Source organism: Nocardioides sp. YR527 (genome assembly GCF_900101045.1).
Classification (GTDB): domain Bacteria; phylum Actinomycetota; class Actinomycetes; order Propionibacteriales; family Nocardioidaceae; genus Nocardioides.
In genome coordinates this window covers 1-21,064 of sequence record NZ_FNFN01000003.1, presented here as the reverse complement: position 1 = coordinate 21,064, position 21,064 = coordinate 1, and the positions used below count along the sequence as shown (strand labels likewise).

Genomic DNA, 21,064 nt, shown 5'->3' with positions numbered 1-21,064 from the left:
GAAAGTGTGTCGTTCAAGCCTCAACAGGGCAACTCACACGCGCAAGCCCTACCCACCAGTTACCGTCTTGTCAGCCTGACTTCTCAGGCGGGCTCGCGAACCCTGTCCTCGAGGAAGTCGTCGAGCATCTCGACGGCGACCGCGTTCGCGGCTTGGATCTTGTCCTGGCTGACGCCGCAGATCCGCAGGCACGAGGAGGCGATCGCCCATGCCTCCGGGCACGAGATCCTCCGGACCGTGTCTTGGGTGATCATCTCGGCGCGCATGCTGATGACGCCTTCGACCTGCTGGATGAGCATGTTGCCCAGCTGCTTCAGGCTGACCCCCTCCAGCACCTTCTCCGAGGCCACCTTGCTGGCCAGATCGGCGTAGGCGGCAGCCAGCTCCTCGTGCTCCTTACGGAACTCGGTGTAGACCTCGCCGTTGGTCACATCCGGCAGCATGTAGAGCATTCCGACGTTGTGGTCCACGTCGGCAAGCGTGCGTACGTCGACGAGAACCAGCAGATAAAGAGCCGTCTCATAATCGAGCGGCGGCACCTGATTGCGGATCTTGTCGACCTTGTCCGTGGTCGGACGGACCGATTTACGGAGCAGCTCGACGAGGATCTCGTCCTTGCCGGCGAAGTGGTAATAGAGGGAGGCCTGACGGATGCCGACGTGGTCGGCGATCTCGCGGGTGGACGTCGCCGCGAAGCCCTGGGACACGAAGAGTCGCGCAGCGGCATCGAGGATCTGGTCACGGGGTGAGGCAGTACCCGAATCGGGCACATGCCTGGGGCGGCCGGGCCGAGAACGCCTAGTTGTCATGTACGCCATCTAAGCGGCCTCCCGAGTTTCGGGGAAGATTCGAAAGAGTCTTCTTCCCCTAAAGAACAGAGTCGAAAGTCCCACAGGAGGGTTGAATTCGCTGTCAACAAAGTGTAAGGCACGACGAATCATCAGGCGCTGCACAGCATCCTCCCGGGGCGATAATGCTGGCGGAATTCTGCCCAGTGTGACGGGGGTTTCGGCCCGTGAACAGAGTCATGTGCCACCTGGAGGAATGACCCCGGTCCCGTAACAGACATCCACGCTGAACGTTAAAGGCCCTGCTCAGACCGGTAACGACGCCAACCTCCATGCGCCGAGATATCGGCAGCCCTTTCGACTGCAAATGGCTCGACGAGAAATCCCGAGACCGAGGGGCCGTCCGACAACGTCACCTTTCCGATGACCATCGGAGCAGGTACGCCACTCACGAATGTCCCGAAGCCCGCGGCCGGGACGCGCCACAGCTCGCCCTCGATCGGCACCCCGTTCCCGGGGCCACTCACGCGGACCAGTCCGGGCTTGGGCGGCACGGTCTCGAGCGCGAACAGCCGGTAGTCGGCCGAGGTCGACACCGGGCGCAGCAGCGTCGCGCCGGCCTCGACCAGCTGGTGGTTGAGCGGCTGTCCCGACAGGTGCGCGCCGACCACGAAGAGATCGACGCTGGGACTGAGCAGCGTGTGGCCGAGCGCGGCGAGGGTGCGGTCGCTGCCGGCGGCCCCGGTCAGCATCACCCCGAAGGGCAGCCCGCCGACCTGACCGGCCGGGATCGCGAGCGAGGCCATGTCGAGCAGGTTCGCGAAGTTCGTGTACCGGCCCAGGCGCGCGTTCGCGTCGACCGGATCCGCTGCCACCTCGGCCAGCGTCGGATGCCAGGTCGTCGTCGGCGTCAGCAACGCCGAGCAACCCACCAGGGCCTCCCTCCCCGCCGCTCCCAGGCGCGCCAGGTGAGCCGCGTCGCGCGCCCAGTCGGCGGCACTGGCCGATGCCCCGGCGAGCACGATCGCGGCGACCGTCGGGTCCAGGCCGGTCCCGATGAGGTCACGGTTGGCTTCGAGGTGGGAGCCCACCGCGGCGTACCTCTCGGCGACGAAGGCGCCGTCGTAGAGCAGCCTGGCGGCCTCGAGGAACGGCGAGATGTCGGTCTCGACGATCTCGATCCCGGCAGCGGCCAGCCGCGCGACCACAGCCCGGAAGGCGTCGGCCCAGCCCGGAGCGAGCCCGTCGAGATGCTCGCCGGCCGGCACCGCCACCCTCGGCACGGGCGGCAGCCCGGCATCCGCCGGCAACGTACGCGACAGCGGATCCGACGGGTCGGGACCGGCCATCAGCTCCGCGGCCGCACGCGCGGACCCGAGATCCCGGGCGAAGACGGTGACGCAGTCGAGCGTGTAGCAGGCCGGCACGACGCCGGTGACCGGCACCAGCCCCCGCGAGGGCTTCACGCCGACGATGCCGTTGAGCGCCGCCGGCACCCGGCCGGAGCCCGCGGTGTCTGTCCCCAGCGCGAGGTCGACCAGGCCGAGGGCGACCGCGACCGCCGAGCCCGACGAGGATCCGCCCGAGATCCGGCTCGGATCCCAGGCGTTGCGGACCGCTCCGTACGGACTGCGGGTGCCGACCAGACCGGTCGCGAACTGGTCCAGGTTGGTCTTTCCCACGACCAGCGCCCCGGCCGCCCGCAGCCGGGCGACGGCGGTGGCGTCAGCTGTGGGCGGGTAGGCGAACGACGGCGCTCCCGCGGTCGTCGGCAGGCCGCGGACGTCGATGTTGTCCTTGACTGCCAGCAGGCGTCCGGCCAACGGCAGGATCTCGCCGCCGACCACCTTCGCATCGATCGCGGCGGCCTCCTCGAGCAGGTCGTCGCGGGTACGGAGCGAGATCCAGATCTCCGGCCGATCCGATGCCTCGATGCGGTCCAGGGCCTCGGTGGCGCGGGCGACCGCACCACCGGGGAGCGAAGGGATCAAGACGACGGCCCGTCGACGGGCCGCACCGCGGCGATGACCTGCCCCGGGACGATCTGCTCGCCCGGCTTCACGTAGACCTCGACCACCTCGCCGGAGACCGGGACCGGGACGCTGGCCTCCATCTTCATCGCCTCGACGACCATCAGCGGGGCATCCTGGGCCAACCGCGCGCCGCGGCTAGCGACCACCTTCCACACGGTCGAGGTGAACGGCGCGGTCACCTGCACGCACCCCTCCGGCACCTCGACCTCCGTGGGTTCGCCTCGCGCGTCGATGCGGTCGCAGATGTCGAACTCACCTGCCGCCATCCAGCGCTGACGCTCCTCCTCGAAGGCGGCGGACTGCTGGTCACGGAAGGCTGCGATCGAGTCCTCGTTGGCGCGCAGGAAGCGGTCGTACTCCTTGATCGAGAAGGTGCCCTCCTCGGTCTCGAACTCACCACGCCCGGCGTCGACCTCGGCCCGCAGCTCCAGCAGCTCGGCCGCGGAGACCGGATACCACTCGATCCGGTCGAAGAACCGCAGCGCCCAGGGGTCGTCGTGGAAGAGACCGCCGGACGAGGTGGAGCGCCGGAAACGGTTGAACACCTGCGTCGTCCGCCCGACCAGCTGATATCCGCCCGGCCCCTCCATCCCGTAGATGCACATGTACGCACCGCCGATGCCGACGGAGTTCTCCGCCGTCCAGGTGCGGGCCGGGTTGTACTTGGTCGTCACCAGCCGGTGCCGCGGGTCCAGCGGCGTCGAGACCGGCGCCCCCAGATAGACGTCTCCCAGCCCGAGCACGAGGTACGTCGCGTCGAAGACGGTCCGATGGACCTCCTCGACCGAGGCGAGTCCGTTGATCCGGCGGATGAACTCGATGTTCCACGGCGCCCACGGTGCGTCGTCGCGTACGCCTGCGGTGTAGCGCTCGATCGCCTCCCGGGTCGCCGGGTCGTCCCAGGAGAGCGGCAGCCGCACCCGCCGCGAGGGCACGGTCAGCTCCGACGTGGCCGGGAGGTCCTCCTCCAGCTCACGCAGCAGCCCCGCGACCTGGCCGGCCCGCAGGACCGAGGAGTCGGTGTGCACCTGCAGCGACCGGATCCCAGGCGTGACGTCGATGATGCCGGCGGGCGCGTGCTCGGCCAGGGCCGACTGCAGTGCGTGAACGCGCATCCGAAGACCAAGATCGAGGGTCATCGGCCCGTACTCCACCAGCACGGAGTTGTCCCCGCTGCGCCGATAGGTGACCTCGGGCCGCGCCTGCGTCCGGGGCAACCTGCCCAGCACACCGTCGTCGCCGTCCCCACCTGCACCGCCGGCCACCGTCAGGGAGGCCCGGTGGTTGACCAGGCCGGCGGCCTTGCCCTCCCGCACCGGCACGAACCGAACGGTGTCGCCGGGTCGCAGCTGCCCTATCTTCCACAGCTCGCCGCTGGCGACGACCGCCGGACAGACGAACCCTCCCAGCGACGGCCCGTCCGGGCCGAGGATGATCGGGGTGTCGCCGGTGAAGTCGAGCGAACCCACCGTGTAGGGCGTGTCGTGGATGTTCGAGGGATGCAGCCCCGCCTCGCCACCGTCGGCCCGGGCCCAGGTCGGCTTCGGCCCGATCAGGCGTACGCCGGTGCGAGCCGAGTTGTGGTGCACCTGATAGCTCGTCGAGTAGAGCTGGTCCAGGTCCGCGCGCGTGAAGAACTCCGGGGCACCGTGCGGCCCCTCGGTGACGCCGATCTCCCAGGTGTTGGTCAGCGCCGGCCGCCGCGACACCGGGGTCGCCGCGGGCTGTGCCTGCGGGTCGACGGCTGTCCCCGGCCGCAGCACGTCACCGCGCTGGAGCGTACGTCCGGCGTGCCCGCCGAACCCGCCGAGCGTGAAGGTCGAGGCGCTGCCCAGATACTCGGGTACGTCCAGGCCGCCCCGGACCGCGATGTAGGTCCGCAGCCCCGGCCCGTCGGTGCGGCCCAGCTGCAACGTCGCTCCTGCGGGGAGCTCGATCGGCTCCCACTGCGGGGCAGGGACGCCGTCGACGCTGACCGGCATGGGGGCACCGGTCACGCAGACGACGGCGGGATCGGAGAAGACCAGCGTCGGCCCCCCGGCCGTCGCCCGGCCCGTCGCCAGCGGCACCGTGACCTCGAGACCCGGGGCACCGCGGTCGTTGCCGACGGCCAGGTTGGCCTCGGCGAAGGAGACCGGGTCGAACGGACCCGAAGGAGGCACGCCGACCTGCCAGTAGCCGACCCGGCCGGGAAGGTCCTGGACGGTGGTGAGCACGCCCGGGTCGAGCACGTCGATGCGCGGATCAGGGTCCCCGCCGCTGCCGGCCTTGGCACGTTCGGCCAGGGTCGTGGTCGAGTGCGTGGCCGAGCGGAGCTCGGCATACGTCGTCATCGCGCGCAGCGCGGAGACGTTGGTGACGATCCCGTCGATCCGGGTCCGGGCCAGCGCCGAGCCCAGCGTGTCGAGCGCCTCCTCGCGGGTGGCGCCGGTGGCGATCACCTTCGCGAGCAGCGGGTCGTAGTGGGGCGAGACCTCGAGCCCGGTCTCGATCCAGGAGTCCACCCTGACGGTGTCGGTCGGCTCCGGCAGGAGCGCGCGCGTGACCAGGCCGGACGACGGCATCGAGTCCTTGGCCGGGTCCTCCGCGTAGACCCGTGCTTCGACGGCGTACGCCTGGGGTGCGGGGCACCTGCGGAAGAGCTCGTCGGGCAGGGCGGTGACGCCGTCGCGGGCCAGCCTCAGCATGAGCGCGACGATGTCGATGCCCATCACCTGCTCGGTGACGGCGTGCTCGACCTGGAGGCGGGTGTTCATCTCGAGGAAGGAGATCTGCTCGCGGCCCGGGTCGTAGACGAACTCCACGGTCCCCGCCGAGCGGTAGGAGACCGACTTGGCGAGCTGGCGTGCGGAGTCGTGCAGGACGGTGCGTACGTGCTCGGGGAGGGACGGCGCGGGCGCCTCCTCGATCACCTTCTGGTTGCGGCGCTGCAGCGAACAGTCGCGGTCGCCGAGCACGGCCACCTGCCCCTCGCCGTCGCCGAAGACCTGCACCTCGACGTGACGGGCGGGCCGCACCAGGCGCTCCAGGAACACCCCGGCGGTCCCGAAGCTGGTCTGGGCGAGCCGGGCGACCCGCTCGAACGCGACCCGGACGTCCTCCTCCGAGCTGCACGCGGTCATCCCGATGCCGCCACCGCCGCCGGTCGCCTTGACCATCACCGGCAGCCCGATCCGGGCCGCCTCCTCGGCCGCCTCGTCCGGGCCGGAGAGCAGCCCCGAGCCGGCCAGCATCGGCACCCCGGCGTTCTCGGCGAGCCGGCGGGCCGAGTGCTTCTCGCCGAACGCGCTGATCTGCTCGGGCGTCGGACCGACGAACCTGAGTCCCGCCGCCTCCACCTCCCGGGCGAAGGCGGCGCTCTCGGACAGGAACCCGTAGCCGGGGTGGAGCAGCCCCGCGCCGGTGCGCAGGGCCGCCTCGATGATCAGGTCGCCGCGGAGATAGGAGTCCCGTGCGGGCGCGGAACCCAGGCAGACGGCCTCGTCGGCCTCCCGCACGTGTGGTGCCGCCCGGTCGGCCTCGGAGAAGACCGCGACCGTACGCATCCCGAGCTCACGCGCGGAGCGCATCACCCGGCGGGCGATCTCCCCTCGGTTGGCGACGAGAACGGTGTCGAAGGATGGATCACCGCTCACTGGCCGACCTCGTAGTCGACATCGGGCTCGGTGACGATCATCCGCAGCGGCGTCGGGTTGAAGTCGTTGCAGGGGTTGTTCATCTGCGGGCAGTTGGAGATGAGGACGAGCGTGTCGATCTCGGCACGCAGCGCGACCCGTCTGCCGGGCGCCGACATGCCGTCGACGATGCCGAGGGCACCGTCCTCCTCGATCGGAACGTTCATGAACCAGTTGATGTTCGAGACGATGTCGCGCATGCCGAGCCCGTGCTTGGCCCCCTCGGTCAGGAAGTTCTCCCGGCAGCCGTGGTGGTACATCACGTGGTGGCCGTAGCGCAGCGTGTTGGACTCGCGCGAGCAGGCGCCACCGATGGTGTCCTGGCGGTCGATCTCGTTGCCGACGACGGTCATCAGGGCACGACCGAGGTTGCTGCGCAGCACGGTTCCGGTGCGGATGTAGGCGTTGTCCTGCCACGCGAGCGTGTCCGGAGCGCTGTAGCGCTCGTCGGTGTGGTCCGCGTTGTAGAGCAGGCAGTCGCCCGACTGGTTGCCACCGACATCGACGATCGTCAACACCTGCCCGGCACGTACGACGCCCGACCACGAGGCCCGCGGAGCCACCTGCTCGTCCAGCACGACGGCACCCGGCACCAGCGGGTCACCCCACTCCAGGTGAGTGCCGTCGGCGTACGACGCCCCGACCGGGACGCTGGAGACCAGCTGCCCGTCGGGCGTCAGATAGGTGGTCACAGGGACGGGAACGGTCGTCACAGGCCTCATCACCGGGTTGTCGATCGTGGTAGTCACAGGCCCCGAGCCTCCGCATAGTCGAGTGTGTTCAGATACGCCCGCCGAACCTCGGGAGAGGCGTCGAAACGCTCATCCGCCGGGGTCGTGGGATGGGTCTCCGGCGTACGCCAGGCGTGCACGCGCAGCGGCCCGACGATGTACTCCGGACGTGGATCCCGCGGGTGCGGGACGTTGGCGATCAGCACGAGCAGGGGCAGCTCGGCCACGAGCTCGACCGCGGTCCCGGCGCCCGAGGAGCCCGACCAGTCGAAGCTCCCGTCCTCCGCCACCCGGACACCTTGGAAGAACGAGACCGAAGGAGGTACGTCGGCCGGCCCGAGCCCGTGCTTGGCGGCGGCCTTCACGAAGAGGTCACGTCCGGCGGGCGCGGGCCCCTCAGGCAGCGCGGTGCCGTACCGCAGCGCGTTCCAGGCAGCGGTGCTCGTCCCGCAGAACGCGTCGTGCCGGCCGGAGGTGTCGGCGAGGATCGTGGCGAGCACCCGGCCGTCACCGGAGAGCAGCGGGTGGCCGGCGCCGAGGTAGGCCTGCCACGGGATCTTCTGGGTGTCGGCGACGTTGAGCCGCTCGGTCGGCTCGAGCGCGTTGTAGACGAGGGTGTGGGCGCAAGCCTCACCGGTCGGGTCCTCGAGCCGGAACCGCGTACCGCGGGCGAGGACCTTGTGGGTGTAGCTGCCGGGCGCGACCGTCTCGGCCCAGGTCAGGCTCTCCGGATCGACGCCGTCCGGAGCGAACGGGCTCGTCGATGCCGGTAGGTACGGCATCCAGTCGCTGACCTGCCCCCCTTGCGCGCGAGCGTCTGCCCGTGCGTTCAGCACCGTGTCCGTGCTGTGGTCTGCAGCTAGCGCCACCCGGGTCCTCCTTGAAGCATGATTAACCTGTCGACTGACAGGTAAGCATGTAGGTCAAGGGCGTCGGGGGCAAACCAAGACTGTTGGAAATCTGAGTCCGAAATGTGGGGGTCGGAGTCGGAGAATTTCTTCCCTGTCGGTCGATCGATTCTTACCGTTTTCGGCTGGACCCCGCTAGGGGGGAAGGACCATTTGCTGCCGATTTCCCGCGTGCGGTGCCGCCTGATGGAGCGATCAGCTCGCAGACGGGACCAACCCGACGGACGCCCAACCTGTCAAAAGACAGGTAACAGGCATGGTGTGATATCGGACACCGTTCCGATGGCATCTCGGCACCGTGCCGAGGAGCGGACCGAAAGGGCCGGCGGATCCCCGGATCGGCTGACATCGGCCCTCCAGGATGGGACCCTGACCCCACGCCCGACAGTCGTCTGGAGACACCCACCGGTCGGGCACCGACCTCAGCCCGAGATCAGCGCGACGATCTCTTCGAACCCCACGGCACCACATTGCCGGAGACGAACGTCCGCGATTCGGACCCTTCGCGTGGAATCGGGATCCCGATCATCCCTACGAGCTCGCCCAGGTCGCTGATCGTCGGCCCGCTCCACTCGGGATCCAGGTCGACCGCGACGTCATCTCGACAAGCTCGATCCACCGCCTCGCCGAGCTCTTCGAGCGCTCTGGCCCGGAACCGCACGGTCCGCATCCCGACCGCCTCGGCCCCGCTGAGCTCTTGGTCGGCACCGTCACCGACATAGACGCACTCCCCGGTCCGCACCTCCAGCGCCGCCGCAGCGACGAGGTAGGCGCCCGAGTCCGGCTTGCGTACGCCGGTCTGGCAGGAGAACGAGACGGCGTCCAGGTGTTCCGCGAGCGGACTCTGCGGCCAGATCGCGACCGTCTCCGCCCCACAGTCGGCGACGAGGCCGAGCTTGAACCCTCGTTTGCGCAGCGACTCGAGCGCAGGCAGCGCCCAGGTCGCGGCATGCAGGGAGAGCGAGTAGTTCAGCCGCCGGGTGATCGCGTTCTGCACCTGCGACTCGGTCGGCGAACCGCCGACCCGTCGTGCCAGGTAGCGCACGGTGTGGTGCACATCTGCCATCAAGCCGCGTACGCGCTCGTCGAAGGTGTCCGCGACCGCGGCCGCGAACGCATCGGGGTCGACTCCGAGATCCGCGCCCATCCCCCGGGCCACCGCGTGGTGCTCGGCAGCGTGGCCGCTCGGGATGAGCGTGTCGTGCAGGTCGAAGAGGACCGCGCGCACCCCGGCCTCGTCCATGAACTCAGCCTAACCACGATCGGAACCTCACCGAGGGAATTCGGCGAACGGGCCGCGGACGGCCCGAGTGGGCCGGCGTAAGGCCTCTGGCCTAGACTGGCGCCGCGAAGGGGAGTAGTCCTCAACAGTCGCGTCGACACACTGGCCCCCGGGCCCGGCGCGATCGGCCACGAGAGTGGCGGACGAGACCTTCGACCAAGCACCCGTATATCTACGTGACGGTGCTGGTCGAAGGACAGTCCACACCTCATGGGATGCCTCCGGCCGGTGCCGGAGAGGAACCCCGTGTACGCCTTCCTGCTCTCGACCGCGGTCATCTTCGTCGCCGAGCTCGGCGACAAGAGCCAGCTCATGGCGATGACCTTCGCCACCCGTTACCGGGCTCGAGACGTGATCATCGGGATCACCGCAGCCACCGCGATCGTCCATCTCGCATCGGTCGGCATCGGCGCTCTCATCGGAGACGCCTTCGCCGAGCACCAGCACTACATCACCATCGTCGCGGGAGTCGCCTTCCTGTTCTTCGCCGGGTGGACCCTGCGCGGCGACGAGCTCACCGAGGACGAGGCGAAGAAGGCCCGCAACAGCCGGGGGATGGCGATCATCGCCGTCGGTATCGCGTTCTTCCTGGCCGAGCTCGGCGACAAGACGATGCTCGCGACGATCACCCTGGCCACTCAGGAGGGCTGGCTCGGCACCTGGATCGGCTCCACGGTCGGGATGGTCGCCGCCGATGCCCTCGCCATCGGTGTCGGCGCGCTCCTGGGCCGCAAGCTCCCCGAGAACGTGATCAAGTACGGCGCCGCCGCGCTGTTCGCGATCTTCGGGATCATCCTCGTCATCGACGGGGTCGTGCAGATGTGAGGAGTCAGGGCTGATCGAGCGACTCGACCCGGCGGTTCAGGTAGCGCTGCTCCGGCACGCTCCGGGTCAGCCGGGCCGCCAGCACGTAGTGCTCCCGAGCCGTCGCGACGTCGCCGGACTGCTCGAGCAGGTGCGCCAGCACGGCATGGGCGCGATGGTGCCGCTGCATCGCCGGGTGCTCCAGCAGGTCGCGTACGATCTCGATCCCGTGCTCGGGGCCGAGGCTCATCGCCACGGCGACGGCCCGGTTGAGCGTGACCGCGGGCGAGGGCGCGACCTGCGCGAGCATCCCGTAGAGCAGGTTGATCTGGAGCCAGTCGGTGGCCTCGTACGACTCCGCCTCGGCGTGGACCGCGGCGATCGCCGCCTGCAGCTGGTAGCGGCCCACCGGCCCCTCGGGGAGTACGTCCTCCAGCAGTGCGACACCCTCGCGGATCAGCTCCTGGTCCCACTGGGAGCGGTCCTGGTCCTTGAGCGGGATCAGGTCGCCGAGATGGTCGACACGACCGCACGAGCGGGCCTGGGTCAGCAGCATGAGCGCGAGCAGGCCGGTGGCCTCGTCGTGCTCCGGGAGCACGCCGCGCACGATCCGGGTCAGCCGGATCGCTTCGTCGGTGAGCTCGACGCCCTGCAGCTCCGGGCCGCTGGTGCGGGTGTGGCCCTCGTTGAAGATCAGGTGGCAGACGTCGAGCACGCAGGCGATCCGCTCGGCCAGCTCGTCCGGCGCCGGCGAGCAGAACTCCTCGTCCTTCAGCGTCGCCCTCGCCCGGCTGAGCCGCTGCCCCATGGTCGCCTCCGGCACCAGATACGCAGCCGCGATCTCCGACGTCGTCAGACCGCCCACGCACCGCAGCGTGATCGCCACCTGGGACGGGCGGCGCAACGCGGGATGGGCACACATCATCATCAGCCGCAGCGAGTCGTCGTAGGCAGACCCGATCTCCACGGCGGCCGGGTCGGGGTCGTCGAGCCGCCGGGCGATCCCGTCGGCGACCTCGCGCCGGGTCCGGGCAGTGTCCGCGCGCATCTGGTCGATCAGGCGCCGATGAGCCACGCGGATCAGCCAGGCCCGCGGGTCGGCCGGCAGCCCGTCGCACGGCCACTTCTGGCTGGCGGCGATCAGCGCCTCCTGCGCGGCGTCCTCGCAGTCGGGGAGGTCGGGATGGACCCGGAGCAGGGCGCCGAGGACGTGGGCGGACTCCTGCCGCCACACGTCCTCGACTCCCGTGACCGTCATGTCAGTAGGTTGCCACCGGCCGCAGCTCGACCGTTTCACCGGGGCCACTGAAGCTGCGTACGACCTCTTCGGCTCGCTCCTGGGACTCGACGTCGATCAGGAAGAAGCCGGCCAGATGCTCCTTAGCCTCGGAGTAGGGGCCGTCCGTGGAGATCGGCTCGCCGGCCTCCCAACGGTAGAGCTTGGCCGAGGCCGGATCCGCGAGCGCCTGCCCGCCGATGAGCTCACCGTTGGCCGAGAGCTCCTCCATGATTCCCTCGAAGGCCGCGTTGAGCTTCTCCCGGGAGGCCTGGGGCAGCGACTGGAACTCGGGGATGAAGTCACCCGTCGGGTGACCCCACGGCTGCGGGTTGGAGTGGATCAGGATGACGTACTTCATGGCTCTTCCCTTTCGTCGGCGCCTACCGTAGGCGTGCTTACGGGGATACGTCGGAGCCGAGTGGCGTAGTTCTACATCGTCCCAGAAGTGGGCTGCCGACACCTGCGATACGGGTGAGGCGACGCGCCCGGACCGTCGCGACTTCCGTGCCGCGGAGCGGGCTCCCCGGCGGAACACGCCGCAGTGGCCGCCATCGATGTGGAAAGGTGACCGATTGTGAATCCGGGAACGTTCGAAGCCATTGACGAACGTCTCGTCACCACCCTCGACGACCTGCTCGACCAGCCGTCGCTGGAGCCCGGAATCGTCGTGGACGCGCTCTTCAACCGATTGGTGACCGCGGTGCTGAGCGTGCCCGAGCCGGAGGCCGACACCGTGCTGGCCGCGCTGCCGCCGTCACGGTCACCGGCCCGCTTCCGATCGGTCGCGTCCGCCGGCGAGCACGCGCTCGAGCGGGCCTGGGCCCACCAGATCTCGCGCGCCGCCGACCCCACGGCGGCATTCGCCCGCTTCCCCTACCGCGAGAACTACCGGCTCCTGGTGGAGATGGAGCTGGCAGCCGTACGCCGCCAGGGCACCGTCCCACGGCACGTGCTGCTTCTGGGCTCGGGGCCGCTTCCCCTGACCGCGCTCTGTCTGGCCGACCAGGGCATCGCGGTGCACTGCGTCGACCACGACGCAGAGGCGATCCGGCTCTCCTCCGCCGTGCTCGGACGTCTGGGTGCCGTCGGCGTGACGTTCGAGCACGCCGAAGCCTCCGCCGCCACGCCACCGCACCCCGTCGACGTCGTGCTCCTCGCCGGCCTGGTCGGGTCCGACGATGCCGCCAAGGCCGCGGTGCTCGACAAGGCGGTCACCGCTCTCGCCCCGGGCGGCCTCGTCCTGGCGCGGAGCGCCCGGGGGCTGCGTACGCTGCTCTACCCGCAGGTCGGCCCCGAAGCGCTGGCCGGACTGACGGTGGTCGCCGAGGCCGACCCCGAGGTCGACGCCCCCGGGACCGACGTGATCAACAGCGCGATCCTTGCCCGCCCGAGCTAGTCGTGCGTCGCGGAAGTTCCTGAACGGTTGGCGTCGTCAGGGTGTGTGCATCGCAAGGCGGCACCGCGCAGTCATACCGGGGTATTTCAAGCGGTGCCAACGCAGCGAGGTGCGTGCCCTGGCGGCGCGAAGCGCCCAGGAACTTCAGGGACGCGCCACTAGAGGGCGGGGTCGAGGACCTCGGCCTTGAGCTGTGCCGCCCGCTCGATCCGCTCGGCGCCGGTCTCGCCGAGGTTCCACGTAGGCATGATGAACTCGTCGAACCCGGCCTCGACGTAGCGGCCGACGAAGTCCTGCAGCTCGCCCGTCGATCCGGTCTGCGTCCTGGCGAAGCCCGGGTTCGCGCCGTCGAGGTCGAGCATGAAGTTGGTGGTCGTCCTGATCGTCCCGGGATCGCGACCCACCTGCTCGCACGCCTCCAGGAGCTTGGCCCGCACGGCGCCGGCGCTCTCCGGCGTGCCCCAGGTGTTCCACTCGTCGGCGTACCGGGCGACGACCCGCAGCATCCGCGGGCCCTTGGCACCGACCAGGATCGGCAGCGGAGAGGCCACCGGCTTCGGCTCGCACGGAGCATCGGCGAGCTGGAAGTGCGTCCCCTCGAAGGTCGTACGTGGCTTGTCGAGCAGCGACCGGGTGACCTCGATCGCCTCCTCGAACCGGTCGACGAGCACCTTCGCGCCCGGCAGGTCGATCCCGTACGCCTTGTGCTCGTTGATCTGCCAGCCGGCACCCATACCGAGCACGAACCGCCCACCTGCGATGTGGTCGATCGTCGCGGACCGGTTCGCGAGCAGCGCCGGGTGGTGGATCGTCGTCGGGGAGACCAGGGGCCCGATGCGTACGTTCCGGGTGGTGGCGGCCAGCGCCGGCAGGATCCCCCAGACCTCGTGCATCGGCCCGTCGTCGACGTCCTCGGAGCCGGTGTTGGGCATGTAGTGGTCGGCGACCCAGACGCCGTACCAACCGGCCTGGTCAGCCGCCTGCGCCTCGGCGAGGATGTCGGCGGTGGGGAAGACGAGGTTGGGCCACAGCGAGATCTTCACGGTCCCAACCTACCCACGCGCGAAACTTCCACAGAAATATTCTTGGCAGGGTTGTCGATCCCGCGTAGACCTCGTTCGACCAAGGGGTGAACGGGCCGGCAAGACGGCCCGACCGACACAGGAGAAACCGAGATGCCGAAGTACATGCTGATCTGGCGCACCATCGACGAGGACAAGCAGAACGCCGCGATGGCCGAGATCCCCTTCGAGCAGATGCTCGAGAAGATGGGTCAGCTCAACGACGAGCTCATCAAGTCGGGCGTGCTGCTCGCGATGGAGGGGCTGGACCCCGAGGAGCACACGGTCGTCACCTACGCCGACGCCGCCGAGCCGCCGGTGGTCACCGACGGTCCCTACGGCGAGACCAAGGAGCTCTTCGGGGGCTTCTACCTGATCTCGGTCGCCTCGAAGGAGGAGGCGGTCGAGTGGGCCAAGCGGCTCAGCTACTTCCCCGGCTCGGCCGTCGAGATCCGCCGGGTACCGACGATCGACGAGTTTCCGCAGGACAACCCGTGGATCCAGAAGGAGCTCGACTGGCGGACCAAGAATGGTCAGCTCTGAGACCGCGACGAAGGAGCGGGCTCAGAACGCTGACCAGGTCGAGCGAGCCCCGCGCCGGAGACGAAGTCTCCGGCGCGACGGGCGGGTCGAGACCACTCTCAGAGGAGACATCAATGCAAGACGCGACGCGCGCCGTCGAGGCGATCTGGCGCATCGAGTCCGCCCGCATCGTCGGCGCGCTCGCGCGCTACACCGGCGACTTCGCCCTCGCCGAGGACGCGGCGCAGGAGGCCCTAGCGGAGGCGCTGGTCGCCTGGCCGCGCGACGGCCAGCCGGCCAACCCGGTCGGCTGGTTGATGACCACCGCCAAGCGACGTGCGATCGACACCATCCGTCGCGCCGGGGTCCAGCGCGAGAAGTACGAGGCGATCGCCCACGACCAGGACGAGGCGTACGACGACGAGCTGGACATCGAGCGGATCGACGACGACGTCCTCGCGCTGATGTTCGTCTCCTGCCACCCGGTGCTGTCCAAGGAGGCTCGGGTGGCGCTCACGCTCCGCGTCGTCGGCGGCCTCAGCAGCGAGGAGATCGCCCGGGCGTTCCTGGTGCCGGTGCCGACGATCCAGGCCCGGATCACCCGTGCCAAGAAGACGATCGCGGCCGCGAAGGTCCCCTTCGAGGTGCCCTCGCCCGACGAGCGCCGGCAGCGTCTGGCAGGCGTGCTCAACGTCCTCTACCTGATCTTCACCGAGGGCTCCACCGCCACCTCCGGCGAGGATCTGATCCGCACCGACCTCGCGCGCGAGGCACGGAGACTGACGCGGGTGCTGATCGGCGTGCTGCCCGACGAGCCGGAGGCGTACGGGCTGCTCGCGCTCATGGAGCTGACCGCCTCCCGCTTCCCGGCCCGCACCGATGCCGCCGGTGACCCTGTCCTCCTCGAGGACCAGGACCGCACCAGGTGGGACCGAGGTGCCGTACGCCGCGGCCTGGCCGCCCTCGAGCAGGCGACCCCACGAGGCCTCGGTCCCTATGGGCTCCAGGCCGCGATCGCCGCCACCCATGCGGTCGCCGACTCGGTCGAGACCACCGACTGGGAGCGGATCATCGTCCTCTACGAGGCCTTGGGCCGCATCGCACCCAACCCGATCGTCGACCTCAACCGCGCCGTGGCGGTGGCGATGGCCCACGGACCGCTGCGAGCCCTGGAGATCGTCGATCGGATCGCGGAGGACAAGCGGCTCGACCACACCCATCTCCTCCCGACCGTACGCGGAGAGCTGCTGCGCCGGCTGGGCCGAACCGTCGAGGCGCGCAAGGAGCTGGAGCGGGCGGCAGGCATGTGCACGAACGACCGCGAGCGTGCCGTCCTTCGGCAAAAAGTCGCTGATCTTCCCTAAAACGGGGTATACCTGTCGCTCATGTCACAAGCAGCGAGGACCGAGACATCCGAAACCCCGCGCTGGCGGATCTTGGGGCCCGGCCTCGTGGTGGCCGCCACCGGTGTCGGCGCGGCCGACCTGGTCGCCACCCTGATCGCCGGCAGCAAGTACGGCTACGCCCTGCTGTGGGCCGTCATCGTCGGATGTGTCCTGAAGGTGGTCCTGGTCGAGGGTGCCGGGCGCTACAGCCTGGCGACCGGCGAGACGATCTTCCAGGGCTGGCGGCGTCTGGGCATCTGGACGACGATCTACTTCGGCCCCTACATCGTGATCTGGGGCTTCATCTACGGAGCCGCCGCGATGGCCGGCACCGGCCTGGCCCTGGCCGCGCTGTTCTCGTTCGCGTCGGTGAAGGTCTGGGGCATCCTGTCCGGCCTGATCGGTCTCGCCATCGTGTGGGCCGGCCGCTACGGCCTCTTCGAGAAGTTCCTGGCGGTCCTGGTCGGCATCATGTTCGTCACCATGGTCGCCGCCGCGATCATCACGGTGCCCAATCTTCCCGACCTCCTCGTCGGCCTGGTCCCGACGATCCCCGAAGGCTCCCTGGTCAACATCCTCTCGGTCGCCGGCGGCGTCGGCGGCACCATCACCCTGGCCGCCTACGGCTACTGGCTGCGGGAGAAGGGCTGGCACACACCGCAGTTCATGCGCGTGATGCGGATCGACAACACCACGGCGTACGTCGTGACCGGGATCTTCGTGGTCGCCACCCTCATCGTCGGCGCCGAGCTGCTCTACTCCGCCAACATCGCCATCGGCACCGGCGACCAGGGCATGCTCGACCTGTCCAAGGTTCTCGCCGACCGCTACGGCGACTGGTTCGGCAAGCTCTTCCTGATCGGCTTCTGGGCCGCGGCGATGTCCTCGCTCGTCGGTGTCTGGAACGGCGTCAGCCTGATGTTCGCGGACTTCATGGGGACCATTCGCGGACGGGCGGACGAGCCCGAGGCCAAGAGTGGCGGCATCTGGTACCGCTCCTACATCCTCTGGCTCACCTTCCCGCCGATGATCTGGCTCCTGCTCGCCGACGAGCCCACGTGGCTGATCCTCATCTACGGAGTCCTGGGCGCGTTCTTCATGCCGTTCCTGGCCGTCACCCTGCTCTGGCTCCTCAACACCGGCCACACCCCCGCGGAGTGGCGCAACAAGTGGGTCTCCAACATCGGCCTCATCATCTGCGCCCTGCTCTTCGCCTGGCTCGCCTTCGACCAGATCCGCACCTCCATCCAGGACCTGTTCGGCTGAGCTCCGAGCACCCGGCGGATCGGCAGGCGCCAGGCTCTATGCCTGGGCCTTGCCGATCCGCCAGTAGCCGACGAAGGTGATCCGCGACTTGGGCACCCCGAGCGACACCAGGTGGCGCCGTCCCTCGGCCGGAATCGTCCGCTCACCGACGAGGTAGGCCGAGAGCGTGGCCGGCGCCTCGGGCGTGAACGCCTTCACCTCGGCGATCGCCAGCGTCCCGGGCTGCTCGGCGGAGTCACCTCGAGCCAGCCACCGCACCTCGACCCCCTCGGGCCCGGAGACGTCCTGGACGTCCGCCATGTCCGGGATCTCGATGATCGCCAGGCCGCGCACGTCGCGAGGCATGTCGCGCAGGATCCCGACGATCGCCGGAAGGGCCGACTCGTCCCCGACGAGCAGGTGGAACGAAGCGTCCGGAGCGAAGTCGAAGCCCGTGCCCTGATCCATGAGCACGACCTGTTCCCCGAGCTGTGCGGTACGCGCCCACGGACCCGCGATCCCGAGATCCCCGTGCACGACGAAGTCGACGTCGATCTCCCCGAGGTCGGGCCGGTGCTCGCGCACGGTGTAGTTACGCAGCGGCGGCCGGTCGCCGTGCCTCAGGTACTTGAGGTAGTCGATCGTCCCGAGCTTCTCGGGCACCACGTCGAAGTTGGTGGCTTGCCCGCCCGGCCGCGGCAGGAAGAGCCGGAACCACTGGTCGAAACCGCGCTGCGGGAAGCGCCGCAGGTCATCGCCTCCCAAGGTGAGCCGCACCATGTGCGGCGTGACCTGCTTGTTGTGCAGCACCTCGGCCGCGTACACGCCCTTCAGCTTCCGGCCGTCGTCGAATCCCATGCCAGCTCCATCTCCCGTTAAGTAAGGCTTACCTTACCTATCGTCGCAAGTGGATGTCAGTGCTTGGATGTGCCCATGGCGACTCTCTCCGAACTCTTCAGAGATCACTTCGGCCACGAGGAGCACCTCTACGGCTGGCTGCTCGGCCGGTTCGCGGACGACCTCGACGCGGGTGGTCCTGTGGCCGAGATCTGCCGGGATCACCCCGACGCCTCCCGTGCCGATGCCGTGCAGCTGCGCCTCCTGGCCGCTCTGCACCGCATCGTCCTGCGCGGCGACGCTCCCGAGCTCGAGCGTTTCTATCCCAACCTTGGAGGCAACGACTCGTACGTCATCGCCTGGCCGTTGTTCGAGGGGGTGATCGCAGCACACGTCGACGAGCTCCGCGCAGGTCTGGAAGTGGCGCCCCAGACCAACGAGGTCGGCCGCTCCGCCTGCCTCCTCATCGGCATCTTCGAGGCCGTACGCCGCACCGGCCTGCGCCGCATCCGGCTGCTCGAGCCGGGCGCCTCGGCCGGGCTCAACCTGCTCGTCGACCGCTACCGCTTCCACGGCGAGGACTGGGCGTACGGTCCCACTGAGAGTCCGCTGACGATCGACACCCAGAGCGCCGGGGTGAAGCCGGTTCCGTTCGAGGTGGTCGCACGCCGCGGCTGTGATCTCGCCCCGGTCGATGTCTCCACCAGGGCCGGCCGCGAGTACCTGACCTCGTTCGTGTGGCCGCATCAGATCGATCGTCACGCCCGGCTCGCCGCTGCGCTGCAGGTCGCGGCCGCGGAGCCGCCCGCCGTCGACGTCGGGTCGGCCGACACGTGGCTGAGAGACAGGCTCAGCGAACCGACCGACGGGGACGTGCTCACGGTCGTCTGGCAGTCGATCACCGAGCAGTACTGGCCGATCGAGGTACGCACCGGCGTACGCGCTGCCGTCGCCGAGGCTCGTAGCGGCCTGCCCATCGCCCACGTCAGTATGGAAGGCGTCCCCCCGGCACAGACGGCCTCGGGCTGGGACATCCGCACCGACGGTCCTGCCCTCAACCTCGACGGCGACGTGCTCGCCCACTCCACCCACCACGGCCCACCACTGATCCTCGTGTAGCACTCGCGGAGACCAAAGTCGGTTGACGCGTTCCGCATCCCGGTCAAGGCTGTTCAGCATGCCCGCCGACGAGCTTCCCGGCTGGAGGCGCAACGCAGCGATCTTCCTCGCCGGCCAGACGGTCTCCCTGCTCGGCTCGATGCTGGTGATGTACGCCGTGATGTGGCACCTCACCATCGAGACCCGGTCCGGGTCGGTGCTGATGCTGAGCCTCGTCTTCGGGATGCTCCCGCAGGCGTTCATGTCCATCTTCGGCGGCGTGTGGGCCGACAGGCATCACCGCAAGTTCCTGATCATGGGGTCCGACGCGACGATCGCGGTAGCCACCCTGATCCTGGCCGGCCTGATGGCCAGCGGGATCGACGACCTCTGGATCATCTATCTCGCCCTGGCCATCCGCTCGATCTTCGCCGGCATCCAGATGCCTGCCGTGACGGCGATGATCCCGCAGATCGCGCCGGAGTCGCAGCTGCTCCGGATCAACGGAGCCTTCCAGACCATCCAGTCCGCGATGACACTCCTGGCCCCGGCGCTCGCCGCGGTCATCTACGCCAGCATGGACATCGTCGCCGTCTTCTTCATCGACGCCGTCACGGCCCTGATCGGCGTCGGCCTGCTCGCCCTCGTCCCGGTCGCCCGTATCGCGCGTCCCGACCAAGGGAAGGTCTCCTACTTCGGCGACCTCCGCGCCGGCCTGAAGTACGTCTCGACCCACGCGCACGTGCGTTGGATCCTCGTCCTGTTCACGCTCGTCATGGTGATGGTCGGAGCCCCCTCCTACCTCACCCCACTCATGGTCACCCGTACCTTCGGCGACGAGGTCTGGAAGCTCACCGCGAACGAGCTGTTCTGGGGCTTCGGCATGCTGGTCGGCGGCGCCGCCATGGCCGTCTTCGGACCCAAGATCATCCACCGGATGCGCTTGATGGTCGGCTCTGTCGTCCTCATCGGACTGTTCGTCGTCGGACTCGGGGTCTCCACGAACATGTGGGTGTTCTTCGTCTTCGGCCTGCTGATCGGGGTGTCCTTCTCGGCACTGAGCGCACCCGCGATGACGATCCTCCAGGAGCGTGTCGAGCCAGAGATGCAAGGGCGCGTCTTCGGCATCGTCGGCATCGTCATGTCGGTCGCCATGCCACTCTCCATGGTGGTCTTCGGCCCGCTCGCAGATCAGTTCTCGGTCGAGTTCCTGCTTGTCCTCGCCGGCCTGCTGCTCTTCCTCATGGTTGCCGGCATCCTCGCCATCCCCGGTGCTCGCCGGTCGCTGGCCGAGGTCGACCTCCCGAAGGAGGAACCCATCGCTCCTGCTGACGCGGTCACGCCGGGCGAGGGAGCACCCCAGGGCACCAAATGACAGCTGCCCGGCACCTCGAGGGCACCGGGCAGCTGGAGAAGCTCGGATCAGCGGCTGGTGACCAGCTTGATGGCCACGCCGAGACCCACGGCAACGACGGCGGCGATGAGCAGCTTCTTGACCATGGGAACTCCTTGTTCGTGATGGTTGGTTCGGACTGCAACTATGACATTGGACCTCGCGTCGCTGCCCACGTCAACCGGGCGTGGCGCGAAGAGACCTTCACAATCATCTCGACAAGGTCGATACAGCGCATCACGACAAGCTCGAAACACTGCATCGAAAGTCGGTACAAATGGCAGCAGGGCCACCTCCGAAGAGGTGGCCCTGCGCAAAGTTATGTCCGGCGGCGTCCTACTCTCCCACAGCCTCTCGGTTGCAGTACCATCGGCGCTGAAGGGCTTGACTTCCGGGTTCGGGATGGGACCGGGTATTTCCCCTTCGCTATGGCCGCCGTAACTCTAGAGATCACGCTCCCCGCTTACAGCGAGGGGGTGACCAAACCTGTGTTACAACAGTTGGTTGTGGACGCGAGACTTGACGGTCTTCGTTTGTTGTTTTTGTTGAGGGTTTATGAAAGATAAGCCCTCGGCCTATTAGTACCGGTCGGCTGGGCATCACTGCTGTACACCTCCGGCCTATCAAC

17 protein-coding genes and 1 rRNA gene are annotated in these 21,064 nt (G+C 68.8%); 7 read left to right on the top strand and 11 right to left on the bottom strand.

Features of this window, described 5'->3' with window-relative positions; genetic code table 11:
• Window positions 1–83: 83 nt before the first annotated feature.
• From BLT25_RS08640 to BLT25_RS08615, 6 genes are all read right to left on the bottom strand, one after another.
• Entirely contained in the window at window positions 84–809 is a 726-nt protein-coding gene (locus BLT25_RS08640; RefSeq protein ID WP_371113329.1) for a TetR/AcrR family transcriptional regulator, read from the bottom strand.
• 272 nt (window positions 810–1,081) lie between these two features.
• Window positions 1,082–2,779 (bottom strand): allophanate hydrolase, encoded by a 1,698-nt coding sequence (gene atzF / locus BLT25_RS08635; RefSeq protein WP_091044436.1) that lies wholly within the window; start codon window positions 2,777–2,779, stop codon window positions 1,082–1,084.
• A complete protein-coding gene (gene uca / locus BLT25_RS08630) occupies window positions 2,776–6,456 on the bottom strand; it encodes an urea carboxylase (protein WP_091044434.1) in 3,681 nt (1,226 codons plus the stop codon). The genes atzF and uca overlap by 4 nt, the downstream gene beginning before the upstream one ends.
• Entirely contained in the window at window positions 6,453–7,244 is a 792-nt protein-coding gene (locus tag BLT25_RS08625; RefSeq protein ID WP_256328515.1) for an urea amidolyase associated protein UAAP2, read from the bottom strand. The genes uca and BLT25_RS08625 overlap by 4 nt, the downstream gene beginning before the upstream one ends.
• Window positions 7,241–8,095, bottom strand: coding sequence for an urea amidolyase associated protein UAAP1 (locus BLT25_RS08620; RefSeq protein ID WP_091044432.1), 855 nt, complete (start codon window positions 8,093–8,095; stop codon window positions 7,241–7,243). Before BLT25_RS08620 ends, BLT25_RS08625 begins: the two co-directional genes overlap by 4 nt.
• Before the next feature lie 472 nt (window positions 8,096–8,567).
• A complete protein-coding gene (locus tag BLT25_RS08615; RefSeq protein WP_091044429.1) occupies window positions 8,568–9,377 on the bottom strand; it encodes an HAD family hydrolase in 810 nt (269 codons plus the stop codon).
• A gap of 285 nt (window positions 9,378–9,662) precedes the next feature.
• Between BLT25_RS08615 and BLT25_RS08610 the strand changes: the two genes are divergently transcribed.
• Window positions 9,663–10,241 carry a TMEM165/GDT1 family protein gene (locus tag BLT25_RS08610; RefSeq protein ID WP_091044426.1) on the top strand — a complete coding sequence of 193 codons (579 nt, stop codon included), beginning with the start codon at window positions 9,663–9,665 and terminating at the stop codon, window positions 10,239–10,241.
• Window positions 10,242–10,245: 4 nt separating this feature from the next.
• Here BLT25_RS08610 and BLT25_RS08605 read toward each other — a convergent pair whose 3' ends face one another.
• Window positions 10,246–11,478 (bottom strand): RNA polymerase sigma factor, encoded by a 1,233-nt coding sequence (locus BLT25_RS08605; RefSeq protein ID WP_091044423.1) that lies wholly within the window; start codon window positions 11,476–11,478, stop codon window positions 10,246–10,248.
• A gap of 1 nt (window position 11,479) precedes the next feature.
• A complete protein-coding gene (locus BLT25_RS08600) occupies window positions 11,480–11,857 on the bottom strand; it encodes a YciI family protein (RefSeq protein ID WP_091044421.1) in 378 nt (125 codons plus the stop codon).
• A 216-nt stretch (window positions 11,858–12,073) separates the two neighbouring features.
• On the opposite strand from BLT25_RS08600, the gene BLT25_RS08595 reads away from it, so the two are divergent.
• Window positions 12,074–12,895 (top strand): nicotianamine synthase family protein, encoded by an 822-nt coding sequence (locus BLT25_RS08595; protein ID WP_176883726.1) that lies wholly within the window; start codon window positions 12,074–12,076, stop codon window positions 12,893–12,895.
• Between the two features lie 158 nt (window positions 12,896–13,053).
• Here BLT25_RS08595 and BLT25_RS08590 read toward each other — a convergent pair whose 3' ends face one another.
• Window positions 13,054–13,938, bottom strand: coding sequence for an LLM class flavin-dependent oxidoreductase (locus BLT25_RS08590; protein WP_091044417.1), 885 nt, complete (start codon window positions 13,936–13,938; stop codon window positions 13,054–13,056).
• Window positions 13,939–14,070: 132 nt separating this feature from the next.
• Here BLT25_RS08590 and BLT25_RS08585 point away from each other — a divergent pair, with 132 nt between their 5' ends.
• From BLT25_RS08585 to BLT25_RS08575, 3 genes are all read left to right on the top strand, one after another.
• A complete protein-coding gene (locus BLT25_RS08585) occupies window positions 14,071–14,499 on the top strand; it encodes a YciI family protein (protein WP_091044415.1) in 429 nt (142 codons plus the stop codon).
• Between the two features lie 113 nt (window positions 14,500–14,612).
• Window positions 14,613–15,842, top strand: coding sequence for an RNA polymerase sigma factor (locus tag BLT25_RS08580; protein WP_091044413.1), 1,230 nt, complete (start codon window positions 14,613–14,615; stop codon window positions 15,840–15,842).
• 21 nt (window positions 15,843–15,863) lie between these two features.
• Window positions 15,864–17,129, top strand: a complete 1,266-nt coding sequence (locus BLT25_RS08575; RefSeq protein WP_091044411.1) for an Nramp family divalent metal transporter — start codon at window positions 15,864–15,866, stop codon at window positions 17,127–17,129.
• A gap of 36 nt (window positions 17,130–17,165) precedes the next feature.
• Here the strand turns inward: BLT25_RS08575 and BLT25_RS08570 are convergent, their stop codons facing one another.
• Window positions 17,166–17,966, bottom strand: a complete 801-nt coding sequence (locus BLT25_RS08570; RefSeq protein ID WP_091044409.1) for a siderophore-interacting protein — start codon at window positions 17,964–17,966, stop codon at window positions 17,166–17,168.
• A 75-nt stretch (window positions 17,967–18,041) separates the two neighbouring features.
• Between BLT25_RS08570 and BLT25_RS08565 the strand changes: the two genes are divergently transcribed.
• Complete coding sequence (locus tag BLT25_RS08565; protein WP_091044407.1) at window positions 18,042–19,064, top strand: DUF2332 domain-containing protein; 1,023 nt, start codon at window positions 18,042–18,044, stop codon at window positions 19,062–19,064.
• 58 nt (window positions 19,065–19,122) lie between these two features.
• Window positions 19,123–20,418, top strand: coding sequence for an MFS transporter (locus BLT25_RS08560; protein WP_091044404.1), 1,296 nt, complete (start codon window positions 19,123–19,125; stop codon window positions 20,416–20,418).
• A gap of 341 nt (window positions 20,419–20,759) precedes the next feature.
• Here BLT25_RS08560 and rrf read toward each other — a convergent pair.
• Window positions 20,760–20,876: ribosomal RNA gene (gene rrf, locus BLT25_RS08555) — 5S ribosomal RNA — on the bottom strand.
• Window positions 20,877–21,064: the final 188 nt, after the last annotated feature.

Bases quoted from the DNA above. Each gene is read 5' to 3' on its own strand.
- BLT25_RS08640 (WP_371113329.1), bottom strand. From the start codon at position 809: ATGACAACTAGGCGTTCTCGGCCCGGCCGCCCCAGGCATGTGCCCGAT.
- BLT25_RS08615 (WP_091044429.1), bottom strand. From the start codon at position 9,377: ATGGACGAGGCCGGGGTGCGCGCGGTCCTCTTCGACCTGCACGACACG.
- BLT25_RS08605 (WP_091044423.1), bottom strand. From the start codon at position 11,478: ATGACGGTCACGGGAGTCGAGGACGTGTGGCGGCAGGAGTCCGCCCAC.
- BLT25_RS08600 (WP_091044421.1), bottom strand. From the start codon at position 11,857: ATGAAGTACGTCATCCTGATCCACTCCAACCCGCAGCCGTGGGGTCAC.
- BLT25_RS08585 (WP_091044415.1), top strand. From the start codon at position 14,071: ATGCCGAAGTACATGCTGATCTGGCGCACCATCGACGAGGACAAGCAG.
- BLT25_RS08580 (WP_091044413.1), top strand. From the start codon at position 14,613: ATGCAAGACGCGACGCGCGCCGTCGAGGCGATCTGGCGCATCGAGTCC.
- BLT25_RS08575 (WP_091044411.1), top strand. From the start codon at position 15,864: ATGTCACAAGCAGCGAGGACCGAGACATCCGAAACCCCGCGCTGGCGG.
- BLT25_RS08570 (WP_091044409.1), bottom strand. From the start codon at position 17,966: ATGGGATTCGACGACGGCCGGAAGCTGAAGGGCGTGTACGCGGCCGAG.
- BLT25_RS08565 (WP_091044407.1), top strand. From the start codon at position 18,042: ATGGCGACTCTCTCCGAACTCTTCAGAGATCACTTCGGCCACGAGGAG.
- BLT25_RS08560 (WP_091044404.1), top strand. From the start codon at position 19,123: ATGCCCGCCGACGAGCTTCCCGGCTGGAGGCGCAACGCAGCGATCTTC.